Raw genomic sequence first — 21,239 nt, 5'->3', positions numbered from 1 at the left:
CTAACTTGTTAATTCGGTAAAAAGGCTTTCCAGATTTTTGTTTTTTCTACTCAACTGCAATGTTTTGAGCTCATTGTCATGGGCAAAATCAAAAACTGCCGGTCGCATATCTTTTGTGGTATTGAACGTGATCTCATAAACAAAACCACCTATATTCTTAACATGAGTGGCATTAGGTAACTTTTTGAGCAACATTTCCTCAACCCTGTAATCAAACTCAACCTCTATAATCTGCTCCTCGGCTTCACGTAGTTCTTCTAGCTTTTTGTCGGCAACAATTTCTCCTTTATTAATGATGATGACTCTATCGCAGACCGCTTCTACCTCTTTCATGATGTGGGTGGAAAGTAGTATGGTTTTTTCTTTTCCAATTTCTCTGATAAGTTTTCTGATTTCAATTAATTGATTGGGATCAAGCCCTGTTGTGGGTTCGTCCAAGATGAGTACCTCTGGGTCGTGCAATAGGGCGGCCGCCAGGCCAACACGTTGTCGGTATCCTTTGGATAACTGGCCTATTTTTTTATGTGCTTCAACGGTAAGTCCGGTTTGTTCGATTATGGTATCAATCCGTTTTTTGGCAACTTGGTATACATTTGCGTTAAAAGCGAGATATTCTTTTACATACATATCAAGATAAAGCGGATTGTGTTCTGGTAAGTAACCAATACTTTTTTGTACTCGCTGTTCAGATGTTAAAACATTGTGCCCATTGACCTCAGCTTCGCCAGAGTTAGCTTTATAATACGTAGTCAAAATGCGCATCATAGTAGATTTTCCAGCACCGTTAGGACCCAAGAAACCAACGATTTCTCCTTTTTGAATAGAAAAAGATACATTGTTCAATGCTTTTTGAGTTCCAAAGCTTTTGGTGATGTTACTTACGGTAATGGACATTCGATTCTATTTTGATTTCCAAAAATACAGTTTTAGATTTCTCAAAGAGCAAGTTGCCTGTAATATGAAAAGTGAATAAGAATAATGACAGCACCAATTTGAGTCTTAATAAATAAGATTAAATCTTGAATTCTTAAAAAAGGAGTGTTTACACGAAATAATTTGCAATGCATTTGAGTTTTTAGCTAAAAATCAAAAAAATTTTAGGTTTAGCTTTTGTTTTTCAACCGAATACCTATCTTAGCCAAAGATTTAGTAAACAATGACAAACACATATTTCTGGAACGGTTTTTATTTCTACTTCTTTTTTAAGAGAAGCAAGGGACTGTTCTGAAATATAGTAGCTATATAATACAGGGTCCCGATGCAAATCGGGACTTTTTTTTTAGTATGGGTTTAAAAGTAGCAATACAAGGAATTAGGGGGTCTAACCATCATCAAGTGGCAAAAGACTTTTTTGGGGATGACATTGACTTAGTGGAATGCCTTTCTTTTGATGCTATTATACATCATTTATCCAACGGCTCTATCGATAAGGGAATAATGGCCATTGAGAATTCTATTGCCGGATCTATAATCCCCAATTACAATTTGGTGTATCATAACAACGTACACATTATTGGTGAACACTATTTAAATATTCATCATAATCTTATGGTCTTGAAGGGAAGTTCATTTGCGGATGTTAAAGAAGTGCATTCCCATCCTATGGCACTTTTGCAATGTAAAGAATTTTTTAAAAAGTATCCAGACATAAAACTGGTAGAAGATGTAGACACTGCCGAAACAGCAAAACGGATAAAAGAAAATAAATTGGCAAACATTGCTGCTATTGCTCCAAGAGTTGCTGCGGATTTGTATGGTCTAGATATTATTGCCGATGAGATTCAGACGATAAAAAATAATGCTACACGTTTCATCATCTTAAAAAAACAGAATAGGGTTTTGCCAAAAGAAGAGATAAACAAAGCATCGCTACGATTTATAACAGATCATAAACGTGGGAGTCTGGCCACAGTTCTAAACGTTATGAGCGATTGTAATTTGAACCTGACCAAAATCCAGTCTCTTCCGGTCATTGAAACACCATGGAAATATGCATTTTTTGTTGATGTTACTTTTGACGAGTACGATTTTTTCAAAAAAGCCAAGTCGTTACTGGAAATAATGTCAGAGGATTTTAGAGTATTGGGCGAATATAAAAATGCATTGCAATAATGGTTACAGCAGATAGGTTACATAGCGTTCAAGAATACTACTTCTCAAAAAAACTGAGGGAAGTCCGTGGTCTCATGAACCAAGGGAAACCGATTATAAATATGGGTATTGGTAGTCCAGATTTACCCCCTTCAAAAGAAGCGGTGACTACCTTGCAAGAAGTATTGGAAGATAGTAAAGCACATCAATACCAAAGCTATCAGGGGCTACCTGAACTACGAGAAGCCATGGCCAATTTTTATGCTTCACGTTTTAAGGTACATGTGGATGCCAACACCGAACTTTTGCCGTTGATGGGCTCAAAGGAAGGCATTATGCACATCAGCTTGGCATTTTTAAATGTGGGCGATGAGGTTTTAATACCAAATCCAGGTTATCCAACCTACAGTTCCGTTACAAATTTAATCGGGGCAAAACCAGTTATGTACGATTTAACGGCTAAGAACGGATGGCTGCCAGATATAAAAGCATTGGAGAAAACAGACTTGTCCAAGGTGAAATTAATGTGGATAAGCTACCCCAATATGCCCACTGGTGCCAAAATTGATAGGTTAAAGATGAAAGAATTGGTTGCTTTTGCCAAAGCGAACGATTTGCTCATCGTTAATGACAACCCATACAGTTTTGTCCTCAATGACAACCCTACCAGTATTTTACAGGTAGAAGGTGCGAAGGAAGTTGCGTTAGAATTGAATTCTCTTAGCAAGACCTTTAATATGGCAGGTTGGCGCGTTGGAATGGTGTTGGGAAATTCTGAACACGTTACGGCAGTTTTAAAGGTTAAGAGCAATATGGATTCCGGTATGTTTTATGGAATTCAAAAAGGAGCGATTACTGCGCTTGAAAGTGGAGGCGATTGGTTTGAAAAATTGGATGAGGTTTATAGAAAGCGTAGAAAACTAATGTTTCAATTGGTCGATAAATTTGGTGCTACCTATGATAAAGATGCTGCAGGAATGTTCATTTGGGCCAAGTTGCCGGAAGGGTCAAAATCCTCTGAGGATTTTATTGATGAGGTGTTATATGATAAAGATGTTTTTATTGCTCCAGGAACTATTTTCGGTAGCAATGGAGAAGGATATATACGTTTTTCACTTTGTGTGGAAGAAGAAAAAATAAAAGAAGCAATAAGGAGATTTGAGTAATTGGAATTGAGAACGTGAGCTATACTTTTAATATTGGCCTCATTACCTAAAACTACGAATACATGAACATTACGATTGTTGGTGTCGGATTGATTGGAGGGTCTTTTGCCAAGGACTTTAAAGAACTGTATCCTGATTCAAAAATAACGGGTGTTGACAAGAATGAATCGAACGCTAATGAAGCATCGGAACTAGGAATTATAGATAACATAGGAGGTTACGATGCCTTGGCCACTTCAGATATTGTTTTCGTAAGTATTCCGGTAAATGCTCTGACATTGGAATTACCAAAAATCTTGGATGCCGTTGGTGATGATACTCTCGTTATGGATGCAGGCTCTACCAAAAAACTGATATGCAAGACTGTGGATGGGCATCCAAAGCGAAGAAATTTTTTGGCGTGTCACCCTATTGCAGGAACAGAGTTTTCAGGGCCGTCAGCTGCTATAAATGGATTGTACGTGGGAAAGACCAATATTATTTGTGAAGTAGAAAAAACCGCTTTCAAGCTTCAAGAGAAGGCTTTAGAAATTTTTCAAAAGATGAAAATGCGTATCCGTTATATGAATCCTGATGCACATGATAAGCACATTGCTTATGTATCTCACTTATCGCACATTAGTTCATTTATGTTGGGCAAGACCGTGATCGAAAAAGAAAAGAATGAGCGTGATATTTTTGATATGGCAGGTAGTGGTTTTGAAAGCACCGTTCGCTTGGCAAAAAGTTCCCCGGATATGTGGACGCCAATTTTTGAACAGAACAAGGAAAACGTAATCGAAACCTTGGAAGAATACATTCAAAATCTGGAAACGTTCAAAAAACTGCTCGTGGACAATGATTTTGAAAATGTTTATGAAGAAATGAACAATACCAATAGGATAAAACAAATTTTAAAAGGAATACCACTTACGAAGTAAAAAATAGTTTTTAAAGAACAACGAACAACGAACAACGAACAACGAACAACACCTGTGCTGAGCGCAGTCGAAGCAAACAACGAATAATATACCAAATGGAGAATTCAAAAGAAATGAGAAAATGGTTGGATGATATGGCCTTGCCACATCCACTGGTTATTGCAGGTCCCTGTAGTGCCGAGACCGAAGACCAAGTCCTTAAAATAGCGCACGATTTAAAAGATACAGATGTCAATTATTACCGTGCTGGAATCTGGAAACCCAGAACGCGACCAGGTAATTTTGAAGGAGTAGGGGCCATTGGATTAAAGTGGTTGCAAAAGGTAAAGGAAGAAACGGGTCTGAAAACGGCCACAGAAGTCGCAAATAGAGCTCACGTAGATCTTGCGTTGGAACATGATGTGGATTTGCTGTGGATCGGTGCACGTTCTACGGTAAGTCCTTTTATTGTTCAGGAAATTGCAGATGCGTTGGAGGGAACGGATAAAATTGTGCTTATCAAGAATCCGGTAAATCCAGATTTGTCCCTTTGGTTGGGAGCTGTAGAGCGTTTATATTCTGCAGATATTAAGAATTTAGGCGTAATCCACAGAGGCTTTTCAACCTACGAAAAGACAAAATACCGTAATATTCCTGAATGGCAATTGGCAATCGAACTACAGTCCAAGTTTCCGGATTTACCAATAATCAATGACCCAAGCCATATAACAGGGAAACGTGATATGATTTTTGACGTATCCCAAACTGCTTTGGATTTGAATTTTGATGGACTGATGATCGAGACGCATTATGATCCAGATAATGCATGGAGTGATGCTGCCCAACAAGTGACCCCTCAAAGATTGGTTCAAATCATGAATGATCTTCGTATTAGAAAAGAAACAGATGAAGAAGCGGAGTACAATAGTAAATTGAACAATCTAAGAGCCCAGATAGATGTAATCGACAATCAGCTGATAGATACCTTGGGAAAACGCATGAAAGTTTCTGATGGTATTGGAAAGCTCAAAAAACAAAGGAATGTGGCCGTCCTACAATCCAATAGATGGAATGCTATTCTGGGCAAAATGATTCTTGAAGGGGAATCCCAAGGATTGAGCGAAGAATTTGTTTTGCGAATGTTCAAGGCGATTCACCAAGAATCGATTAACCATCAAGAAAAGATTATCAATAAGTAGTCATACACCTATAAAATACGTTCAGGGTCATTTAGAACTATGGGTTTATATCCCTAGGTTTTAAATGACTTTTTTATGGAGAAAACTGTAACAATTTTATAAACTGCTCATCTTTGTAAACAGAAAATAATACTATCATGAAAAAAACATTTACGCTTTTTGTCCTTTTTGTTTCTGCCAATATGTTTTCCCAACGTATGATCGATACGGAAGTTGGTGATTTTAATGAAATCAAGGTTTTTGATTTGATCGAGGTGAATCTCATTCAATCCGATGACAATAGAATTGTTATCAAGGGAAAGAACGTGGATGACATTAAATGGATGAATAAAAAAGGCGTGCTGAAATTAAGAATGCAATTGGATAAAAAATTCACGGGAGAAGATACGCTCATAGAAGTACATTACACTGATTTGAACATTATAGATGGCAACGAAGGCGCTAAAATTACCTGTAACGAAATGGTGAAAAAGAGTAAAATAGAACTTCGAGCACAAGAAGGCGCCAAGATACATATTGGAATGGATGTGGATTATGCGGATATACGTGCGGTAACAGGTGGTATTGTCGAGGCATCTGGTTTAGCAAAAAATCAGACTGTGGTGCTAAACACAGGTGGTATTTTTGAAGGACGTGAACTCCGGACTTCCAGTACTGATATAAAGATTTCCGCAGGTGGTGAAGCTGAGGTATTTGCCTCTGAACAAATTGATATTAAAGTAAAAGCAGGTGGTGACGTAAATGTTTATGGCAATCCCAAGAAAGTGTACAAAAATACCTTTGTGGGCGGAAGGGTCTACATAGTAGAATAGTGCTAAAAAAAGCGGCCACTTGATCAAGTGGCCGCTTTTTTTATTTAAAAATGGTTTTTACTTTTTAAAGATATACCTAGTAATAAAGATACCTTTTCCATCACCTTTTCCACCTTCACTTTCAACGGCACTTGTAACAAAAGCCAATTCCCAGCCATTTGCTACCATATCGTTGATCATTGAAGTCAACAATGCATCATTGGCCGCAATATTCTGGAAACGGATTCCACCTATATTGTAAAAGTTCAACAATTTGGTTTCTTCAAAATTCTTTACTCGAATCTCTCCTCTTTTGGATTTGTTACGTGTGTTGTCCTCATCAGTCTGGACACTAGTGTACTCTTTGTAATCTTTTTCCTCGAGGGCATTTACGATTCTAGAACGTCCCAATCCGTTGGGAACAATAGATTCAACACTGGTGATGACTTTAAATTTTTGTGCGCTGGTTTCAAGAGTTGCGGCTAACGCAATTACCGCGATGATTAAGATTTTTTTCATGTTTTTAATTTGATTATTTAGAAATATTTAACTGTGTAACACATATATACGTTTGAATTGGAGTATTATTGTTTCTTTGCATTGAAAATGTTAAAAAAGTTGTGAACGGCACTGTTTATAAATCTACTGGGAGTTGGTATACCGTAAAATCGGAGGAAGGGGATTTTTACGAATGCCGTATTAAGGGGAAGTTCCGTATTAAGGGTATTAAGAGTACCAACCCTGTTGCCGTAGGTGATTATGTGGTATTTCAACTTGAAGAGATTGGTGATGAAACTGTAGCAGTAATTACAGAGATAACAGATAGAAAGAATTACATTATTCGAAAATCGGTTAATCTCTCAAAACAGACCCACATTATAGCTGCGAATCTAGATCAGGTCTTTTTATTGGTCACGCTGAACAGCCCACAAACCTTTACCAGCTTTATTGACCGTTTTTTGGTAACGGCGGAAGCTTACGAGATTCCAGTTGTAATCTTGTTCAATAAAATGGATACCTATGATGGTAACGAGATGAAAGAAGTAGGATATCTTACCACTTTATACAAGAGTATTGGATACCATTGCATAGAAATAGCCGCATCAATTGGAACGAACATAGAATTGGTAAAGGAATTGATGGTCAATAAAACAAGTATGTTTTCTGGACACTCCGGTGTTGGCAAATCTACGCTCATCAATGCGCTTGAACCTGGGCTTGAACTAAAAACAGCGGAAATATCCGAACAACACTTGCAAGGACAACATACCACTACTTTTGCAGAAATGTACGACCTTTCTTTTGGTGCTAGGATTATAGATACCCCAGGCATTAAGGGCTTTGGCATAGTGGACATGGAACAGGATGAAATTGGGGATTATTTCCCCGAGTTTTTTAAACTGAAATCGCAATGTAAGTTCAATAACTGTTTACATCTGGATGAACCTAAATGTGCTGTAAAAGAGGCCTTGGAGAACAATAAAATATCGTGGAGTCGATATCGCAGTTACGTACAGATGATTACTGGTGAAGATGAAAATTATAGAGTTGATGTTTATAAATAATCAATGAGGGCAGTAGTACAGCGGGTAGCTAGGGCAAGCGTTACAGTAGATGATAAAGTAATCTCTGAAATTAAACACGGTCTACTGGTTTTATTGGGAATCGAAGATGCCGATGGGGAAGAGGACATTGCATGGTTATCAAAAAAAATAGTGAACCTTCGTATTTTTAATGATGTATCGGGTGTTATGAATCGCTCTGTTCTGGATGTGGAAGGGAATGTAATCGTGGTCAGTCAATTTACACTTCATGCAGCTACCAAAAAGGGGAATCGGCCCTCCTATATCAAAGCTTCAAAGCCAGAAATAGCCATTCCGCTTTATGAAAAATTTGTCCGGAAAATTGAAGGAGATTTAGGTAAAAGCGTTGGCACTGGAATCTTTGGCGCCGATATGAAAGTTGAACTATTAAATGATGGGCCGGTTACAATATTAATAGATACCAAGAATAAAGAATAATGAATATAGAAAACGCACAGAAAGCCGTTGATGAATGGATAAAGAACCACGGTGTCCGCTATTTTAATGAATTGACCAATATGGCGCAGCTTACCGAAGAAGTAGGCGAAGTAGCTCGGATTATTGCCAGACGATATGGAGAACAAAGTGAGAAAGAATCCGATAAATCCAAAGATTTGGGCGAAGAGCTGGCCGATGTACTCTTTGTAGTGCTCTGTCTGGCAAACCAAACTGGAATAGATTTGCAAGATGCTTTTGATAAAAAATTGGACTTAAAAACAAAGCGCGATCATGATAGGCACCAGAACAACGAAAAGCTTAAATAAACTATATTTGAGCTTTGTTTTTTTAGATAAGCCATAAAGCCCAGAACGTTTGAAACTACAACTTTCCAGCCCCATCAATAAAGTTATTAAAGCCGATATACAAATTACGGGCTCTAAAAGTGAGACCAATAGGTCTTTGCTGTTGCAAGCCCTATTTCCAAACATAACTATTGAAAACCCATCCAATTCAGATGACGGTTCTGTTATGGGCAAAGGACTAAAAAAATTCTCTGGCGAAGTGGATATCCATCATGCAGGAACAGCAATGCGGTTTTTAACGGCCTATTTTGCATCGCAAGCGGGAAAAGAGGTGGTTTTAACAGGTTCTAAACGAATGCAAGAACGACCTATTAGCGTTTTGGTAGATGCATTAAATGACCTGGGTGCAGAAATAACGTACGTAACCAAAGAAGGCTATCCCCCTCTAAGGATAAAAGGCAAAAAACTGACCAAAAGCAAAGTGTCCCTACCAGCAAATGTAAGCAGTCAATACATATCGGCACTTTTGTTGATCGCGCCCAGTTTGGAAAATGGATTGGAACTTGAGCTCATTGGAAAAATCACTTCAGTGCCCTATATAAAAATGACGTTGGCACTTTTAAACGAGATAGGTGTTGTCACTTCATTTGTAGGAAACCGAATAAAAGTCGAACCAAAATATCAAGTTGAAAAAACGACACTGGTGGTAGAATCCGATTGGAGTTCGGCCAGTTATTTTTATAGTATAGCTGCGCTGGGCGAAGTAGGTACTGAAATCAAATTGTCTTCCTACAAGAAAGATTCACTTCAAGGCGATAGTGTTTTAGCAGAGATTTACAAGGATTTTGGTGTTGAAACCTCATTTTCAGAAAATCAAATAACAATTTCCAAAACAGCCGACTGTCAGCTTGCTAAAGTTGATTATAACCTTGCCAATGCACCAGACATTGCGCAGACGATTTCTGTAACTTGTTTTGGCTTGGGAATGGCCTGTCGTTTAACGGGATTGCATACCCTGCCCATAAAAGAAACAGACCGTTTGGCAGCGTTGAAAACAGAACTATCCAAGTTTGGTGCAAAAATAGAGACAGATGCTGAAAGCCTTACACTTTCCCCATCGGAGAATATAGCTTCAGGAGTTACCGTAGATACGTATCACGATCATAGAATGGCCATGGCATTTGCGCCTTTGGCACTAAAAAAATCAATAGTGATCAATGATGCCATGGTGGTTTCAAAATCCTATCCCGACTTCTGGAAAGATCTAAAAAAACTTGGTCTTCAAATAGCGGAAATCTAATTCATATTTAATCAACAAATTACTTGACATCCCCTATGTTGAGATTGTATATTTGCCCTCTTTAAAAATCCAAAACAACAGTACATGAAATTATCAAACTTCAACTTTGAATTACCAAAAGAACTATTGGCAGAATATCCTGCAGAAAACAGGGATGAATCCAAATTAATGGTGATTCACAGAGAAACTGGAAAAATTGAGCATAAGATGTTCAAGGATCTTATTGATTATTTCGATGAAGGTGATGTGATGGCACTGAACAATACCAAGGTATTTCCTGCCAGACTGTACGGGAACAAAGAAAAAACAGGTGCGCGTATCGAAGTTTTTTTATTGCGCGAACTCAATCAAGAGCAACGTCTTTGGGATGTTTTGGTGGATCCAGCCAGAAAAATACGAATAGGGAACAAGCTTTATTTTGGTGACGATGAAAGTTTGGTAGCTGAAGTTATAGATAACACTACTTCTAGAGGAAGAACATTGCGTTTTCTTTATGATGGTTCCTACACGGATTTTAGAAGAAAACTGCGTGAATTGGGCGAAACACCGCTTCCAAAATATATTAAGCGAGACGTTGAGCCAGAAGATGAAAAAAGATATCAAACTATCTACGCTAAACATGAAGGCGCGGTTGCAGCACCAACGGCAGGACTGCACTTTTCCAAACACTTGCTCAAAAGATTGGAGATTAAAGGTGTCGATTTTGCAGAAGTAACCTTGCACGTTGGATTGGGAACATTCAACCCTGTCGAAGTAGAAGATCTATCCAAACATAAAATGGATAGCGAAGAACTGGTGATCGATGAGAAGGCGACGGAAATCATCAACAATGCAAAGAAAAACAAAAAGCGTATCTGTGCCGTGGGAACTACGGTAATGCGAGGATTGGAGAGTGCTGTTTCATCAGATCATCAATTAAATACATTTGAAGGATGGACGAATAAATTTATATTTCCTCCTTATGATTTCAGCATTGCCAATTGCATGGTGACCAATTTCCATTTGCCAAAGTCCACATTGTTAATGATGATATCTGCATTTACGGGACATGACCTCATGAAAAAAGCGTACAAACAAGCAATATTGGAAGGCTACCGTTTTTATTCCTACGGAGATGCCATGTTGATTCTTTAAGAACTATAAGAACTTCAAATGATCCCGCTTGTTTAACAATCATGAACAGGTGGGATTTTTTCTTCACTATCTTTAAGTTGTGAAAACCCAAAAAAAAGACATACGGGCACTGACCAAGGAGCAATTACGTGATTTCTTTGTGAATCAAGGGGAAAAAGCTTTTAGGGGCAATCAGGTGTACGAGTGGTTGTGGCAAAAGTCCGCCCATTCTTTTGATGCCATGACCAATATCTCTAAGGAAACCCGTGGCATGCTGGTAGAGAATTTTGTGATCAACCATATCAAGGTCGATCAAATGCAGCGAAGTTCAGATGGAACGATCAAAAATGCCGTAAGGCTTCACGACGATTTAGTGGTGGAGTCCGTTCTAATTCCTACAGATACCAGAACTACTGCCTGCGTGTCAAGTCAGGTAGGGTGTAGTTTAGACTGTAGGTTTTGTGCCACCTCCCGTTTAAAACGAATGCGGAACTTAAATCCCGATGAAATCTATGATCAGGTGGTCGCAATCGATAATGAAAGCCGATTGTATTTTGATAGACCACTTAGCAACATTGTTTTCATGGGTATGGGAGAACCCTTGATGAATTATAATAATGTGCTTAAGGCCATTGAAAAAATAACGTCACCAGAAGGATTGGGAATGTCGCCAAAGCGAATCATTGTTTCAACTTCTGGAGTTCCCAAAATGATAAAGAAAATGGCGGACGAAGAAGTTAAATTTGGTTTGGCCGTTTCGTTGCATTCGGCAATAGATGAGGTTCGTACGTCCATAATGCCGTTCAATGCTACTTTTCCATTAAAAGATTTGAGAGAATCTTTGGAATATTGGTACAGCAAGACAAAAAATAGGATAACTTACGAGTATGTGGTCTGGGAGGGTATCAACGATACAAAAGAAGCAGCGGATGCTTTGGTAAGATTTTGCAAGTTTGCGCCCTCAAAAGTTAATTTGATAGAGTACAATCCCATATATGATGGTGAATTTCAACAAGCTTCCAATACCGCAATAAATATGTACAAAGACACTTTAGAAAGGAATGGCATAACCGTTACGGTAAGAAGATCTCGTGGTAAGGATATTGATGCCGCTTGCGGCCAATTGGCGAATAAAAGTTAACTTTTAAAGTGTTACCTTAATGTGTTTTCGCATTCGTGAATGGTGGTCAAATTCATCTTCCATGCTATAGGCACAAATCAACCATATTGTATCACCTTTCTTTAGGTTTTGATGGTATTTGTCGAATGCTTTCACGGGTAATGTAAACTTGACCGTTGTTTTTCCATCGATTTCAAATCCAGATTTTTCGATTATTTGTGATTCCGAACCAAGCAATGTTACCAGTTTTGGATTACCAGCGCTTACCACATAAAAATCTTCAGCCTTTGCCCCATTGTTTTTCACATTTACCATAATAAGGTTACTTCCAACGATATCATCTTCTGTGTTGAAGCCGAGTGCCACCCAACCATCATCTGGAGCCGATGCGGTAAACAAGATATTGTCTTTTTCAAACTCCCATGAAATAGTCATCTGTTCTACCTTTACATGTCTTTTTTGGTTTTGTGCGAGCACACAATAATCGGATAAAAAAAAGAGGATGACGAATTTCAAAAAAAGATACTTCATTGTTCACTGTAATTTATGGTTTATCTAAGCTATAAACGATATAATAATTTTGCTCATAACAACCCGTTAAAAGAATCGGATAAGTATCTTTGAAGGCAGCATGAAAGTAGTTTCACAAATTAGGGAACCGATTGAACAGGAAATGGAGCTTTTCGAAGAAAAGTTCTTGAAGTCCATGTCTTCCAAAGTGGCTTTGTTCAATCGAATTACATACTACATTGTAAATAGGAAAGGGAAACAGATGCGACCTATGTTCGTGTTCCTGACCGCCAAATTAATCAATGAAGGGACCGTAAACGATAGAACATATTGTGGTGCGTCCATCATTGAGCTTATACATACTGCGAGTCTTGTTCATGATGATGTCGTAGATGATAGCCATAAAAGAAGAGGATTCTTTTCGATAAATGCACTTTGGAAAAACAAAATTGCGGTTTTGGTCGGTGACTTTCTCTTTTCCAAAGGTGTTTTGGTAGCGTTGGAAAATAAGGACTACGATCTTTTGCATATCATTTCCAATGCGGTCAGGGATATGAGCGAAGGAGAATTGCTTCAGATTGAAAAAGCCCGGCTTTTAGATATTACCGAGGAGGTCTACTATGAAATCATCCGTCAAAAAACAGCTACCTTAATCGCTGCATGCTGTAGTATGGGAGCCTGTTCCGTAAAACCAGATTCCGAGCATGTAGAGACTTTTAGAAAGTTTGGGGAGCTTTGTGGTATGGCATTCCAAATTAAGGACGATCTCTTTGATTATGGTGCGGAAAAAATAGGAAAACCGACAGGTATAGATATTAAGGAGCAAAAAATGACGCTTCCTTTGATTTATGCCTTGAACAATAGCGATGAAACCAAAAAACGCTGGCTGGTCAATTCCATTAAAAACCATAATAAGGATAAAAAAAGAGTCAAGGAAGTAATTGCCTATGTGAAATACAAAGGCGGATTGGATTATGCCGTAACAAAAATGCTTTCCTTTAAAGACGAAGCTCTGGCTCTATTGGATAAGTATCCAGATTCTGAATTTAAAAGTGCATTGACCCTTATGGTCAATTATGTCGTGGATCGCGATAAGTAAAATGCTGTTTTACTTCATGTTGCTATAACTTGGTTTTGAATATTTCAAAAAAAAATGCACTATGGGGGCAACCTTTTTAAAAAACGGTGCGTCTATCTTTATAGAAAACAAACCGAGAACACATTTGAAGATTATCTCTTTGTATACTGATGAAAAGCTTTTGATAAAGAAAGCAAGTGCTGGAAACCCACAAGCACAAAAGTTTATGTACGATAAACATGCGCCAAAAATGTTGGGTATTTGTAGACAGTATATTAAGGACCTACAATTTGCCGAAGATACCATGATCAAAGGATTTGTAAAAGTCTTTCAAAATCTGGATTCTTTTCAACATAAAGGAAGCTTTGAGGGTTGGATTAGAAAAATCATGGTTAGGGAAAGTATTTCCTACTTACGTAAAAGACAATTTGTGGTTTATGATGATGAGGTTTATGAACAAAAAGATCAAGAACAGGATAGCGATACCTCTCTTCTGGATGTTGAATATGTGCAACAATTGATAGATAAACTCCCTGAAGGCTATAGAATGGTCTTTTTATTGAATGCCATAGAAGGGTACAAACATCATGAGATTTCGGAAATGTTGGGCATTAGTGTGGGCACTTCCAAATCGCAGTTGTTCAAGGCCAGAAAGATGCTTCAAGAAGTTTTGACCCTAAAAGGGATACCCTCTAGAACCAAATCTGGAGATTAAAGAAAAGGTTATGAGTAAATTGGAAAAACATATCAAAGAAAAATTAGAGGAGCGGAAAATCTCTCCTTCACCAGACGCATGGGATAAAATTTCTACGCAGTTGACCATTAACAAAAAAGTGAAGCGAAAAGTATGGTACCCATATGCCGTTGCTGCAAGTTTGGTTGGTATTGTCTTGGCGTCATTGTTCTTTTTTAATTCGGAAAAACCAGAGCAGTATCCAAATCAAGTGGTAAATGAGACCAATGCCAAAGAAATGGTTGTTCCTTCTCAAAATGAAAACAATGGGTTACAGGAAATCCAATTGGAAAAGCCCGATGCCATAGCTGTTAGTGACAAAGACAAAAGGAAAGATCAACAATTATCAGAACAGGCAGAAATAAACGTAGCTTCTGAACAAGTGAAGCTAGTAGAGGAAACTTTGCCAAAAACCTTGCAGGATAGTTTTTTAGAAAAATCGAACGGTTTGATTGCACAAAAAGTGAACGAGGTTGTTGATCGTGTGGCATATCTGGAAACTGTAAATACTGAAGTCAGTGATGAAGAAATTGACTCACTTTTAAGAACGGCACAAAGACAGATTCTTTCAGAACAACTATTTACAGAAGACGGAACCGTTGATGCCATAGCTTTGCTCACCGAAGTGGAAGATGAGCTGGATGGTACATTTAGAGACCAAATTTTTGATGCGCTCAAGGAAGGTTACTTTAAATTACGTACCGCGGTCGCCGATAGGAACAATTAAAATATTCATCAATCAAGAGACCTTTTCTAGTGTTCCCCTTTCAGCTCAATATTGAAAGGGGAGGTTAGAAGGGTGCTAAAATCAATCAAACAATCATGAGAACAATTACACTGTATTTAGCTGCATTATTACTGGCACTTCTCTCGCAGCACGCTTTTGGGCAAGAATTTTATGAATTAAAAATTGAAGCCTTAAAAGCACGGAAAGAAAAAATTACGTTACAGGAAAAAGAAGCACTGAAGTTTGAAGTTGAGGAAATCAATAAACGCCTAAAAAAAGGGGATATCAGTAATAGCGAGGCAAAGACCTTAAAAGAAGCAGCTGCCAAAAAGAGAGCGCTGAATATCGAGAACAGGCTTAGTATCGTAAACAATCAAATTCTACTTTTAGAACGCAATGAAGGTAATACGCTAACAGCAATAGAGATGGATTCCATTGATGGAGATAGAGTTGGTATTTCTATAAATATTGATGGTGAACCAGCTTTTTTGTTCAACTCTCGAAAATGGAAAAAAGATATCAAATACGACCGTAAGACGTATTCGGATTTTGTTTTTGCCATAGGCCTCAACAATGCTATAATCGAAGGGCAGTCCTTGAATGATTCTCCCTATAAAATTGGCGGCAGTCGATTTTTTGAAATGGGATGGCAATGGCGGACCCGGGTTTTTTCAAGGTCCAATTGGTTGCGTTTTCACTATGGTTTCTCATTTCAATTTAATGGATTAAAACCCGATAATAATCAAGTTTTTGTCCAAGAGGGGAATCAGGTCACGTTGGAAGAGTTCGAATTTGAACTGGATAAATCCAAGTTGCGGATGGACAATCTCGTATTTCCCGTTCATTTTGAATTTGGTCCTTCACGTTTTCGCAAGACAGAGAAAAGTATTCGATACTCTATTGAAAATAAATTTCGTATAGGTATTGGAGGTTATGGAGGATTCAATCTGGGCACACGGCAGAAATTAAAATATACCAGAAACGGAGAAGACGTCAAAGACAAGCTTAAAAGAGACTACAATACCAGTGATTTGATTTATGGATTAAGTGCATATATTGGTTTTGGAGAGATGCATTTGTATGCGAAATACGATTTAAACCCCATATTTAAGGACGCACAGGTAGAGCAGAACAATATTTCTTTGGGCCTTCGGTTCGACCTCTAGCCAAAATATCAGTTCGAGCGCAGTCGAGAATACTATGTATCATGGCTGTGCTCTTATTGATCTTACCAAATCATGATAATGCCCTTTCCATTTCAGGGGTAAACACTTCTTTATAAAATCCTCTTTTACAATAGGAACATTCGGCAAAACCGTTAGCGCCTAGTTTAATAGGAAGACCCAGAACAAATGGAAGTAGTTGTTTGGAAAACAGAAGTCACGGTTCTGTATTGGCTACAATGTGGGCAGCTTACTCCCATTAGGTATTTACTTTTTTTACCAGTCTGGTTCCGAAGAAGGGTATTATCTTATTTTTAAATGAAACTACTACTTTTCCAAATTATTTGGGCACTAGAAAGTATTTGATGGTTTAAACATCTTTTTTAGGACATGGACCATATTGATTTTCTTCCATAGTGCCGTTTTCGATAAGCTGGATAAAAACCCAAAGTACCCCAACAATAGGAATAAATAGGATTAGAAGGGTCCAACCACTTTTGCCAACATCATGTAAACGCCTTACCGTGGCTGAAAGGGCAGGGAGAAAAACCACTAGGGCATATACTGTATAAAGTGGGCCAAAACCGATATTTGCAATGGTAATCTCAAAAACGTTGTCCAATGCAATTGCAAACAGGCTGAAGAACAAGCAGAACAAAGTAAACATCCAATATTCTGCCCTACGGGCCCTACCTTTAAAATTGGCGTAGTTTTTTAGAACTTGTAAATACCATTCCATTTCCTGATGTTTTAGGGTTGTGTTGCAAAAGGAGGGAGAGAGGTTGATGCATGAATCAATTAAGCAGTTGCCAGTTTAGGATTGATCCCATAATCGTTTTCAGTGGGCTCACCATCCTTTACCAAAAGGATAAGCAACCAAAGCGATCCAATTGCGGGAATCAACGCCACGAAGAGCATAGATCCTTTTTTTCCAATATCATGCATGCGTCTTACGATAACGGCAATGCTGGGTATAAGCATGGCAAGGGCATATAGGCCATAGATTGGACCAATTCCCATTTTTGCCAGACCGGTTACATTATCCAAAGCCATGGCTATTCCGCCAAAAATTATATTGAACAGGGTAAACATCCAATATTCCTTTCTTCTTGCTCTTCCTTTAAAATCTGCATATTGTTTCAGTACTTTTAGATACCATTTCATATCTGTGTATTTGGTTGGTTGTCCTACTCATATGGCTTTTCGGTTCCGCCCCGTTTTTTGGTTTCTGGACTCCAATTTTCATGAAAAAGGTAGTTCAATCCATTCAAATCCAAGGAGTTGTTTTGATGGATGCCCCTTTTCAGTTGACGGATGATGCTTTTGAGTTAGAATTTTGTTTTTTCGCTACCTTTACTGGCTAATTAATTTCAAGCATTGATTTCCAAGTCCACCATAGATCAAGTATATGAAACTGCTCGTTTAGAGGAGGTGATCGGGGATTTTGTACAATTAAAGAAAGCGGGCTCCAACTTTAAGGGATTGAGTCCTTTTTCCGATGAACGAACCCCAAGTTTTATGGTATCTCCCGTTAAACAGATTTGGAAGGACTTCAGCAGTGGGAAAGGCGGTAATGTGGTGGCCTTTTTAATGGAACACGAACACTTTACCTACCCCGAAGCAATAAAGTATCTCGCCAAAAAGTACAATATAGAAATTGAGGAGACCGAGCAGACCAATGAGCAGAAAGAGCAAGCCAATGAAAGGGAAAGTATGTATCTGGTTTCTGAATATGCCCAAAAATATTTCTCGGAAACCCTTTGGGAATCTCAACCAGGCAAAGCAATTGGACTGACCTATTTTAAAGAACGGGGATTTACAGATGAAACCATAAAGAAATTTGGTCTGGGATATGGTTTGGATGAATGGGATGCATTTACCAAAACAGCATTGGATAAAGGATATCAGCTGGAGTTTTTGGAAAAGACGGGTCTGACCATTGTTAAAGAACAAACAGGTGGTGAATCCAGAAAGTTCGACCGTTTTAAAGGACGTGTACTGTTTCCCATACATTCCATGAGTGGACGAGTATTGGGCTTTGGCGGACGAATTCTGACCAATGATAAAAAAGCAGCTAAATATTTAAACTCTCCAGAGAGCGATATCTATCACAAGAGCAAAGTGCTTTATGGTATCTACTTTGCCAAACAGGCTATTGCCAAAGAAGACAACTGCTTTCTTGTTGAGGGATATACGGATGTCATACAGTTGTACCAACGTGGGGTCGAAAACGTAGTGGCTTCTAGTGGTACGGCATTGACACCAGAACAGATTAGGTTGATAAACAGGCTTACTAAAAATATTACAGTACTTTTTGATGGTGATGCAGCTGGTTTGCGTGCTTCACTTAGGGGAATTGACTTAATTCTGGAACAGGGGATGAACGTAAAGGTCTGTACCTTTCCGGAAGGCGAAGACCCTGATAGTTTTGCCAAAAACAATACGTATGAGGACTTGGTACTTTATCTGGAAGAGAACGCAAAGGATTTTATCCAGTTCAAAACCTCGCTATTGGCAGAAGAAGCTGCTAATGACCCAATAAAACGTGCTGATACCGTCAGGGATATTGTAAATAGCATCAGCAAGATACCAGACCAAATAAAAAAAGAAATCTACATTCAAGAATGTGCTAAAATAATGCAGATTTCTGAAGATGTACTGTACAATACACTCGCTCAAATTGATAAAAAAGGAGTTGCCGATGCCAACAAAAAACTAAAACAAGAGCAAAAGGCCTTTGAAGTCGTAAAAAATGACCAAGTCGTAGAGCGAGTGGACGTTCAATATGAACTGGAACGAAAAATCATTGAAATGCTTCTTCTTTATGGAAGTCAGCAACAAGAGTTTGAAGATTTGGTACTTAAAGAGAATGAAAAAGGAGACTTGGTATTGGAACCCGAGATTACGGAGGCCAAAGTTTATGAAAAGGTGTATTTAGATCTTCAAGAAGACGAGATTGAACTAACGAACGAACAGTTCAGAAGTATTTATTATAGACTCATTGAGAATTTAAATGAGACAGAAGAGTTTACTGTAAACACCTTTTTGTCTAGTCTGGACCAAGAAATGGTAAGCGAGGTTTCCTCGATTTTAATGGAAGAGGAAAAGTATAAACTGGATGATTGGGCACGAAAAGATATCTATCCCAAAGGTAAAGGGCAAGGTGTTGCACAATTGGTAGGAGAGACCATTCTTACGCTTCGTTGCTATTTGATAAAAAACAGAATTCAGAAACTACAAGAACGCACCGAAGGAAGTATAGAGGATAATTCTGAAGTCCTCGAAGAAATTGTGAACTACTTGCAGTTGAACAAATTGTTGAATGCCAAATTGAATCGTGTCCTATCATAAAAAAATCCCAAACAACTAAATGCTCGGGATTTTCTTCAGTTTGCGTTGGTTATTTAATATAATTCCAAAGCTTTTGCTTGTTGTAATAAGTCGACCAGATTATCTACGTTCAATTTTTTCATTAAACGCGCCTTGTACGTACTAACGGTCTTTTCATTCAAATTTAGACCTTCGGCTACTTCTTTGTTTCTTTTTCCGCTCGCTAAAAGTTTTAACACTTCAACCTCTCTAGAGGATAATTTCCTGAAGAATCTTCTTGGCTTCTGTGTACCTTCATCAAATGCTAGACGTTGCGCCAATTCGTTGGTTATGAACATGCTGCCTTCAGCTACTTTTTTTACTGCTGACACTAGATAATCGATGTCCGCTGTTTTGGATAGGTAACCAAATGCTCCTGCACGTATGGTGCTTAATGCATACACATCTTCTGACTGTCCACTGAACATTAAGGATTTAACGTTAGGAAATTCTTGTTTTAGTTTTCTAAGAGCAGCAATACCATTTATTTCTGGAATATCCATCTCTAGGATTACTACATCTGGGCTGACTTTCTCCAATGTTTCAAACAGTTCCGAAGTATCGGAAACATCGGCAATAACCTCAATATCTGAACTGGTTTCTAGGACTTGTTTAATGCCAAGTCTAACTATTGGATGATTGTCAGCGATTATTACTTTGATCATTTGATTTGATTTTTACTTTGTTTAGTACTTAATTACTTACTTGGCGCGACGAGGCAAGTTAATGATTTGAGAGTGTAAAACTGTGATTTTTTTCTTAAAACCTTAGAATTTCTAGGTTTTTTTTCGTCTTAGACTGGGTTTTTTGCGTTGAATGGTCATTTTAAGTCACTTGGTATGGTACAAATAGGTATGGGAATCATCTTATGTTTATTTGCGGTATTCAACTTTTTGTATATACCAAAGACCTCTCTTTTCCTATCAGAAAAGTCTTTAATTGTTTTCCCCTGCTCGTCCATTTCCATGGCCCATTCCAGTTCTGGATAAGAAGCGCCTATCTGGTCTTCATCTGTCCTGCTATCGCCCCAGAGCCCATCTGTTGGGGCTGCATCCATAATATCCTGATTGATTCCCAATACATTTCCTACAGCATAGACCTCGGTTTTTAGTAAATCGGCAATAGGACTCAAATCTACTCCGCCGTCGCCATACTTGGTATAAAATCCTACACCAAAATCTTCAACCTTGTTTCCAGTTCCAGCAACCAAGTAACCGCGCAGTGCCGCAAAATAATATAATGTTGTCATACGTAATCTGGCACGAGTATTTGCCAAAGACATAAAACGTTCTTCCTCATTTTCCACTTTGGGTAGGGCGGCGACCAAACCATCAAACACTGGAGTGAGATTTACGGGTTGTCTTTTAACGCTGGGAAAATTTTCTATAAGCCAATCTATATGTTTATCCGCCCGGGTCACTTGCTTTTCACCTTGGTGTATGGGCATTTCCAGGCAAAGCAGTTCCAGTCCAGTTTTGGCGCAAAGTGTAGAAGTAACCGCAGAATCTATCCCACCGGAAACACCTATTACAAAACCCTTGCAATTTGCATTGGTGGCGTAGTCCTTTAACCAGTCCACAATATATGTTATTACCTTTTCAGTTTTCATGGCATTTTTTTTAGATTGTATAAATTACCTTTGTGCCCTGTAAAT

General features: G+C 38.4%; 23 protein-coding genes. 16 read left to right on the top strand and 7 right to left on the bottom strand.

Going from position 1 to position 21,239, the window contains the following annotated elements; genetic code table 11:
- Positions 1–894 (bottom strand): gliding motility-associated ABC transporter ATP-binding subunit GldA, encoded by an 894-nt coding sequence (gene gldA / locus LV716_RS03400; RefSeq protein WP_163416387.1) that lies wholly within the window; start codon positions 892–894, stop codon positions 1–3.
- Between the two features lie 390 nt (positions 895–1,284).
- On the opposite strand from gldA, the gene LV716_RS03395 reads away from it, so the two are divergent.
- The 5 genes from LV716_RS03395 to LV716_RS03375 all read left to right on the top strand — a co-directional run bounded on the left by LV716_RS03395 (position 1,285) and on the right by LV716_RS03375 (position 6,167).
- Positions 1,285–2,112, top strand: a complete 828-nt coding sequence (locus LV716_RS03395) for a prephenate dehydratase (protein ID WP_163416386.1) — start codon at positions 1,285–1,287, stop codon at positions 2,110–2,112.
- Positions 2,109–3,257, top strand: coding sequence for a pyridoxal phosphate-dependent aminotransferase (locus tag LV716_RS03390; RefSeq protein ID WP_163417857.1), 1,149 nt, complete (start codon positions 2,109–2,111; stop codon positions 3,255–3,257). The genes LV716_RS03395 and LV716_RS03390 overlap by 4 nt, the downstream gene beginning before the upstream one ends.
- A gap of 62 nt (positions 3,258–3,319) precedes the next feature.
- Complete coding sequence (locus LV716_RS03385; RefSeq protein WP_163416385.1) at positions 3,320–4,177, top strand: prephenate dehydrogenase; 858 nt, start codon at positions 3,320–3,322, stop codon at positions 4,175–4,177.
- Between the two features lie 95 nt (positions 4,178–4,272).
- Entirely contained in the window at positions 4,273–5,355 is a 1,083-nt protein-coding gene (locus LV716_RS03380) for a bifunctional 3-deoxy-7-phosphoheptulonate synthase/chorismate mutase type II (protein WP_163416384.1), read from the top strand.
- A gap of 137 nt (positions 5,356–5,492) precedes the next feature.
- Complete coding sequence (locus LV716_RS03375; protein ID WP_163416383.1) at positions 5,493–6,167, top strand: head GIN domain-containing protein; 675 nt, start codon at positions 5,493–5,495, stop codon at positions 6,165–6,167.
- 57 nt (positions 6,168–6,224) lie between these two features.
- On the opposite strand, the gene LV716_RS03370 is transcribed toward LV716_RS03375, so the two are convergent.
- Positions 6,225–6,665 carry a hypothetical protein gene (locus LV716_RS03370; protein WP_163416382.1) on the bottom strand — a complete coding sequence of 147 codons (441 nt, stop codon included), beginning with the start codon at positions 6,663–6,665 and terminating at the stop codon, positions 6,225–6,227.
- A gap of 101 nt (positions 6,666–6,766) precedes the next feature.
- Between LV716_RS03370 and rsgA the strand changes: the two genes are divergently transcribed.
- From rsgA to rlmN, 6 genes are all read left to right on the top strand, one after another.
- Positions 6,767–7,711 (top strand): ribosome small subunit-dependent GTPase A, encoded by a 945-nt coding sequence (gene rsgA, locus LV716_RS03365; protein ID WP_163417856.1) that lies wholly within the window; start codon positions 6,767–6,769, stop codon positions 7,709–7,711.
- A 3-nt stretch (positions 7,712–7,714) separates the two neighbouring features.
- A complete protein-coding gene (gene dtd, locus LV716_RS03360; RefSeq protein WP_163416381.1) occupies positions 7,715–8,167 on the top strand; it encodes a D-aminoacyl-tRNA deacylase in 453 nt (150 codons plus the stop codon).
- Positions 8,167–8,493: a nucleotide pyrophosphohydrolase gene (locus LV716_RS03355; protein ID WP_163416380.1), complete on the top strand. Its 327-nt coding sequence runs from the start codon at positions 8,167–8,169 to the stop codon at positions 8,491–8,493. The genes dtd and LV716_RS03355 overlap by 1 nt, the downstream gene beginning before the upstream one ends.
- A gap of 49 nt (positions 8,494–8,542) precedes the next feature.
- Complete coding sequence (aroA, locus tag LV716_RS03350) at positions 8,543–9,772, top strand: 3-phosphoshikimate 1-carboxyvinyltransferase (RefSeq protein ID WP_163416379.1); 1,230 nt, start codon at positions 8,543–8,545, stop codon at positions 9,770–9,772.
- 84 nt (positions 9,773–9,856) lie between these two features.
- Positions 9,857–10,906 carry a tRNA preQ1(34) S-adenosylmethionine ribosyltransferase-isomerase QueA gene (gene queA, locus LV716_RS03345; RefSeq protein ID WP_163416378.1) on the top strand — a complete coding sequence of 350 codons (1,050 nt, stop codon included), beginning with the start codon at positions 9,857–9,859 and terminating at the stop codon, positions 10,904–10,906.
- A 79-nt stretch (positions 10,907–10,985) separates the two neighbouring features.
- Positions 10,986–12,026, top strand: coding sequence for a 23S rRNA (adenine(2503)-C(2))-methyltransferase RlmN (gene rlmN / locus LV716_RS03340; RefSeq protein WP_163416377.1), 1,041 nt, complete (start codon positions 10,986–10,988; stop codon positions 12,024–12,026).
- 3 nt (positions 12,027–12,029) lie between these two features.
- Here the strand turns inward: rlmN and LV716_RS03335 are convergent, their stop codons facing one another.
- The gene (locus tag LV716_RS03335; protein ID WP_163416376.1) at positions 12,030–12,536 is read right to left on the bottom strand and encodes a DOMON domain-containing protein; all 507 of its coding nucleotides are present in this window, start codon (positions 12,534–12,536) and stop codon (positions 12,030–12,032) included.
- A 100-nt stretch (positions 12,537–12,636) separates the two neighbouring features.
- Here LV716_RS03335 and LV716_RS03330 point away from each other — a divergent pair, with 100 nt between their 5' ends.
- From LV716_RS03330 to LV716_RS03315, 4 genes are all read left to right on the top strand, one after another.
- The gene (locus tag LV716_RS03330) at positions 12,637–13,614 is read left to right on the top strand and encodes a polyprenyl synthetase family protein (RefSeq protein ID WP_163416375.1); all 978 of its coding nucleotides are present in this window, start codon (positions 12,637–12,639) and stop codon (positions 13,612–13,614) included.
- Positions 13,615–13,738: 124 nt separating this feature from the next.
- Positions 13,739–14,308 (top strand): RNA polymerase sigma factor, encoded by a 570-nt coding sequence (locus LV716_RS03325; RefSeq protein WP_163417855.1) that lies wholly within the window; start codon positions 13,739–13,741, stop codon positions 14,306–14,308.
- 10 nt (positions 14,309–14,318) lie between these two features.
- Positions 14,319–15,053, top strand: coding sequence for a hypothetical protein (locus LV716_RS03320; RefSeq protein WP_163416374.1), 735 nt, complete (start codon positions 14,319–14,321; stop codon positions 15,051–15,053).
- Positions 15,054–15,148: 95 nt separating this feature from the next.
- Positions 15,149–16,219 carry a hypothetical protein gene (locus LV716_RS03315; RefSeq protein ID WP_163416373.1) on the top strand — a complete coding sequence of 357 codons (1,071 nt, stop codon included), beginning with the start codon at positions 15,149–15,151 and terminating at the stop codon, positions 16,217–16,219.
- A 367-nt stretch (positions 16,220–16,586) separates the two neighbouring features.
- Here LV716_RS03315 and LV716_RS03310 read toward each other — a convergent pair whose 3' ends face one another.
- Both LV716_RS03310 and LV716_RS03305 read right to left on the bottom strand, forming a co-directional pair.
- Entirely contained in the window at positions 16,587–16,955 is a 369-nt protein-coding gene (locus LV716_RS03310; protein WP_163416372.1) for a DUF805 domain-containing protein, read from the bottom strand.
- A 59-nt stretch (positions 16,956–17,014) separates the two neighbouring features.
- Positions 17,015–17,380, bottom strand: a complete 366-nt coding sequence (locus tag LV716_RS03305; RefSeq protein WP_163416371.1) for a DUF805 domain-containing protein — start codon at positions 17,378–17,380, stop codon at positions 17,015–17,017.
- Between the two features lie 213 nt (positions 17,381–17,593).
- Here LV716_RS03305 and dnaG point away from each other — a divergent pair, with 213 nt between their 5' ends.
- Positions 17,594–19,567: a DNA primase gene (gene dnaG, locus LV716_RS03300; protein WP_163416370.1), complete on the top strand. Its 1,974-nt coding sequence runs from the start codon at positions 17,594–17,596 to the stop codon at positions 19,565–19,567.
- A 53-nt stretch (positions 19,568–19,620) separates the two neighbouring features.
- Here dnaG and LV716_RS03295 read toward each other — a convergent pair whose 3' ends face one another.
- The gene (locus LV716_RS03295; RefSeq protein ID WP_163416369.1) at positions 19,621–20,250 is read right to left on the bottom strand and encodes a response regulator transcription factor; all 630 of its coding nucleotides are present in this window, start codon (positions 20,248–20,250) and stop codon (positions 19,621–19,623) included.
- Positions 20,251–20,405: 155 nt separating this feature from the next.
- Complete coding sequence (nadE, locus tag LV716_RS03290) at positions 20,406–21,194, bottom strand: NAD(+) synthase (RefSeq protein WP_163416368.1); 789 nt, start codon at positions 21,192–21,194, stop codon at positions 20,406–20,408.
- Between the last annotated feature and the right edge of the window lie 45 nt (positions 21,195–21,239).

Origin of the sequence: Flagellimonas sp. HMM57 (genome assembly GCF_021390175.1) — a bacterium.
In the GTDB taxonomy this organism is placed as follows: Bacteria; Bacteroidota; Bacteroidia; order Flavobacteriales; family Flavobacteriaceae; genus Flagellimonas.
This window is presented reverse-complemented; position numbering and strand designations above follow the sequence as displayed.

Coding starts and splice junctions, on each gene's coding strand:
- LV716_RS03330 (WP_163416375.1), top strand. CDS start 12,637: ATGAAAGTAGTTTCACAAATTAGGGAACCGATTGAACAGGAAATGGAG.
- dtd (WP_163416381.1), top strand. CDS start 7,715: ATGAGGGCAGTAGTACAGCGGGTAGCTAGGGCAAGCGTTACAGTAGAT.
- LV716_RS03315 (WP_163416373.1), top strand. CDS start 15,149: ATGAGAACAATTACACTGTATTTAGCTGCATTATTACTGGCACTTCTC.
- LV716_RS03385 (WP_163416385.1), top strand. CDS start 3,320: ATGAACATTACGATTGTTGGTGTCGGATTGATTGGAGGGTCTTTTGCC.
- LV716_RS03305 (WP_163416371.1), bottom strand. CDS start 17,380: ATGAAATGGTATCTAAAAGTACTGAAACAATATGCAGATTTTAAAGGA.
- LV716_RS03335 (WP_163416376.1), bottom strand. CDS start 12,536: ATGAAGTATCTTTTTTTGAAATTCGTCATCCTCTTTTTTTTATCCGAT.
- LV716_RS03375 (WP_163416383.1), top strand. CDS start 5,493: ATGAAAAAAACATTTACGCTTTTTGTCCTTTTTGTTTCTGCCAATATG.
- LV716_RS03320 (WP_163416374.1), top strand. CDS start 14,319: ATGAGTAAATTGGAAAAACATATCAAAGAAAAATTAGAGGAGCGGAAA.
- queA (WP_163416378.1), top strand. CDS start 9,857: ATGAAATTATCAAACTTCAACTTTGAATTACCAAAAGAACTATTGGCA.
- LV716_RS03310 (WP_163416372.1), bottom strand. CDS start 16,955: ATGGAATGGTATTTACAAGTTCTAAAAAACTACGCCAATTTTAAAGGT.
- LV716_RS03295 (WP_163416369.1), bottom strand. CDS start 20,250: ATGATCAAAGTAATAATCGCTGACAATCATCCAATAGTTAGACTTGGC.
- nadE (WP_163416368.1), bottom strand. CDS start 21,194: ATGAAAACTGAAAAGGTAATAACATATATTGTGGACTGGTTAAAGGAC.
- LV716_RS03355 (WP_163416380.1), top strand. CDS start 8,167: ATGAATATAGAAAACGCACAGAAAGCCGTTGATGAATGGATAAAGAAC.
- LV716_RS03370 (WP_163416382.1), bottom strand. CDS start 6,665: ATGAAAAAAATCTTAATCATCGCGGTAATTGCGTTAGCCGCAACTCTT.
- LV716_RS03395 (WP_163416386.1), top strand. CDS start 1,285: ATGGGTTTAAAAGTAGCAATACAAGGAATTAGGGGGTCTAACCATCAT.
- gldA (WP_163416387.1), bottom strand. CDS start 894: ATGTCCATTACCGTAAGTAACATCACCAAAAGCTTTGGAACTCAAAAA.
- LV716_RS03380 (WP_163416384.1), top strand. CDS start 4,273: ATGGAGAATTCAAAAGAAATGAGAAAATGGTTGGATGATATGGCCTTG.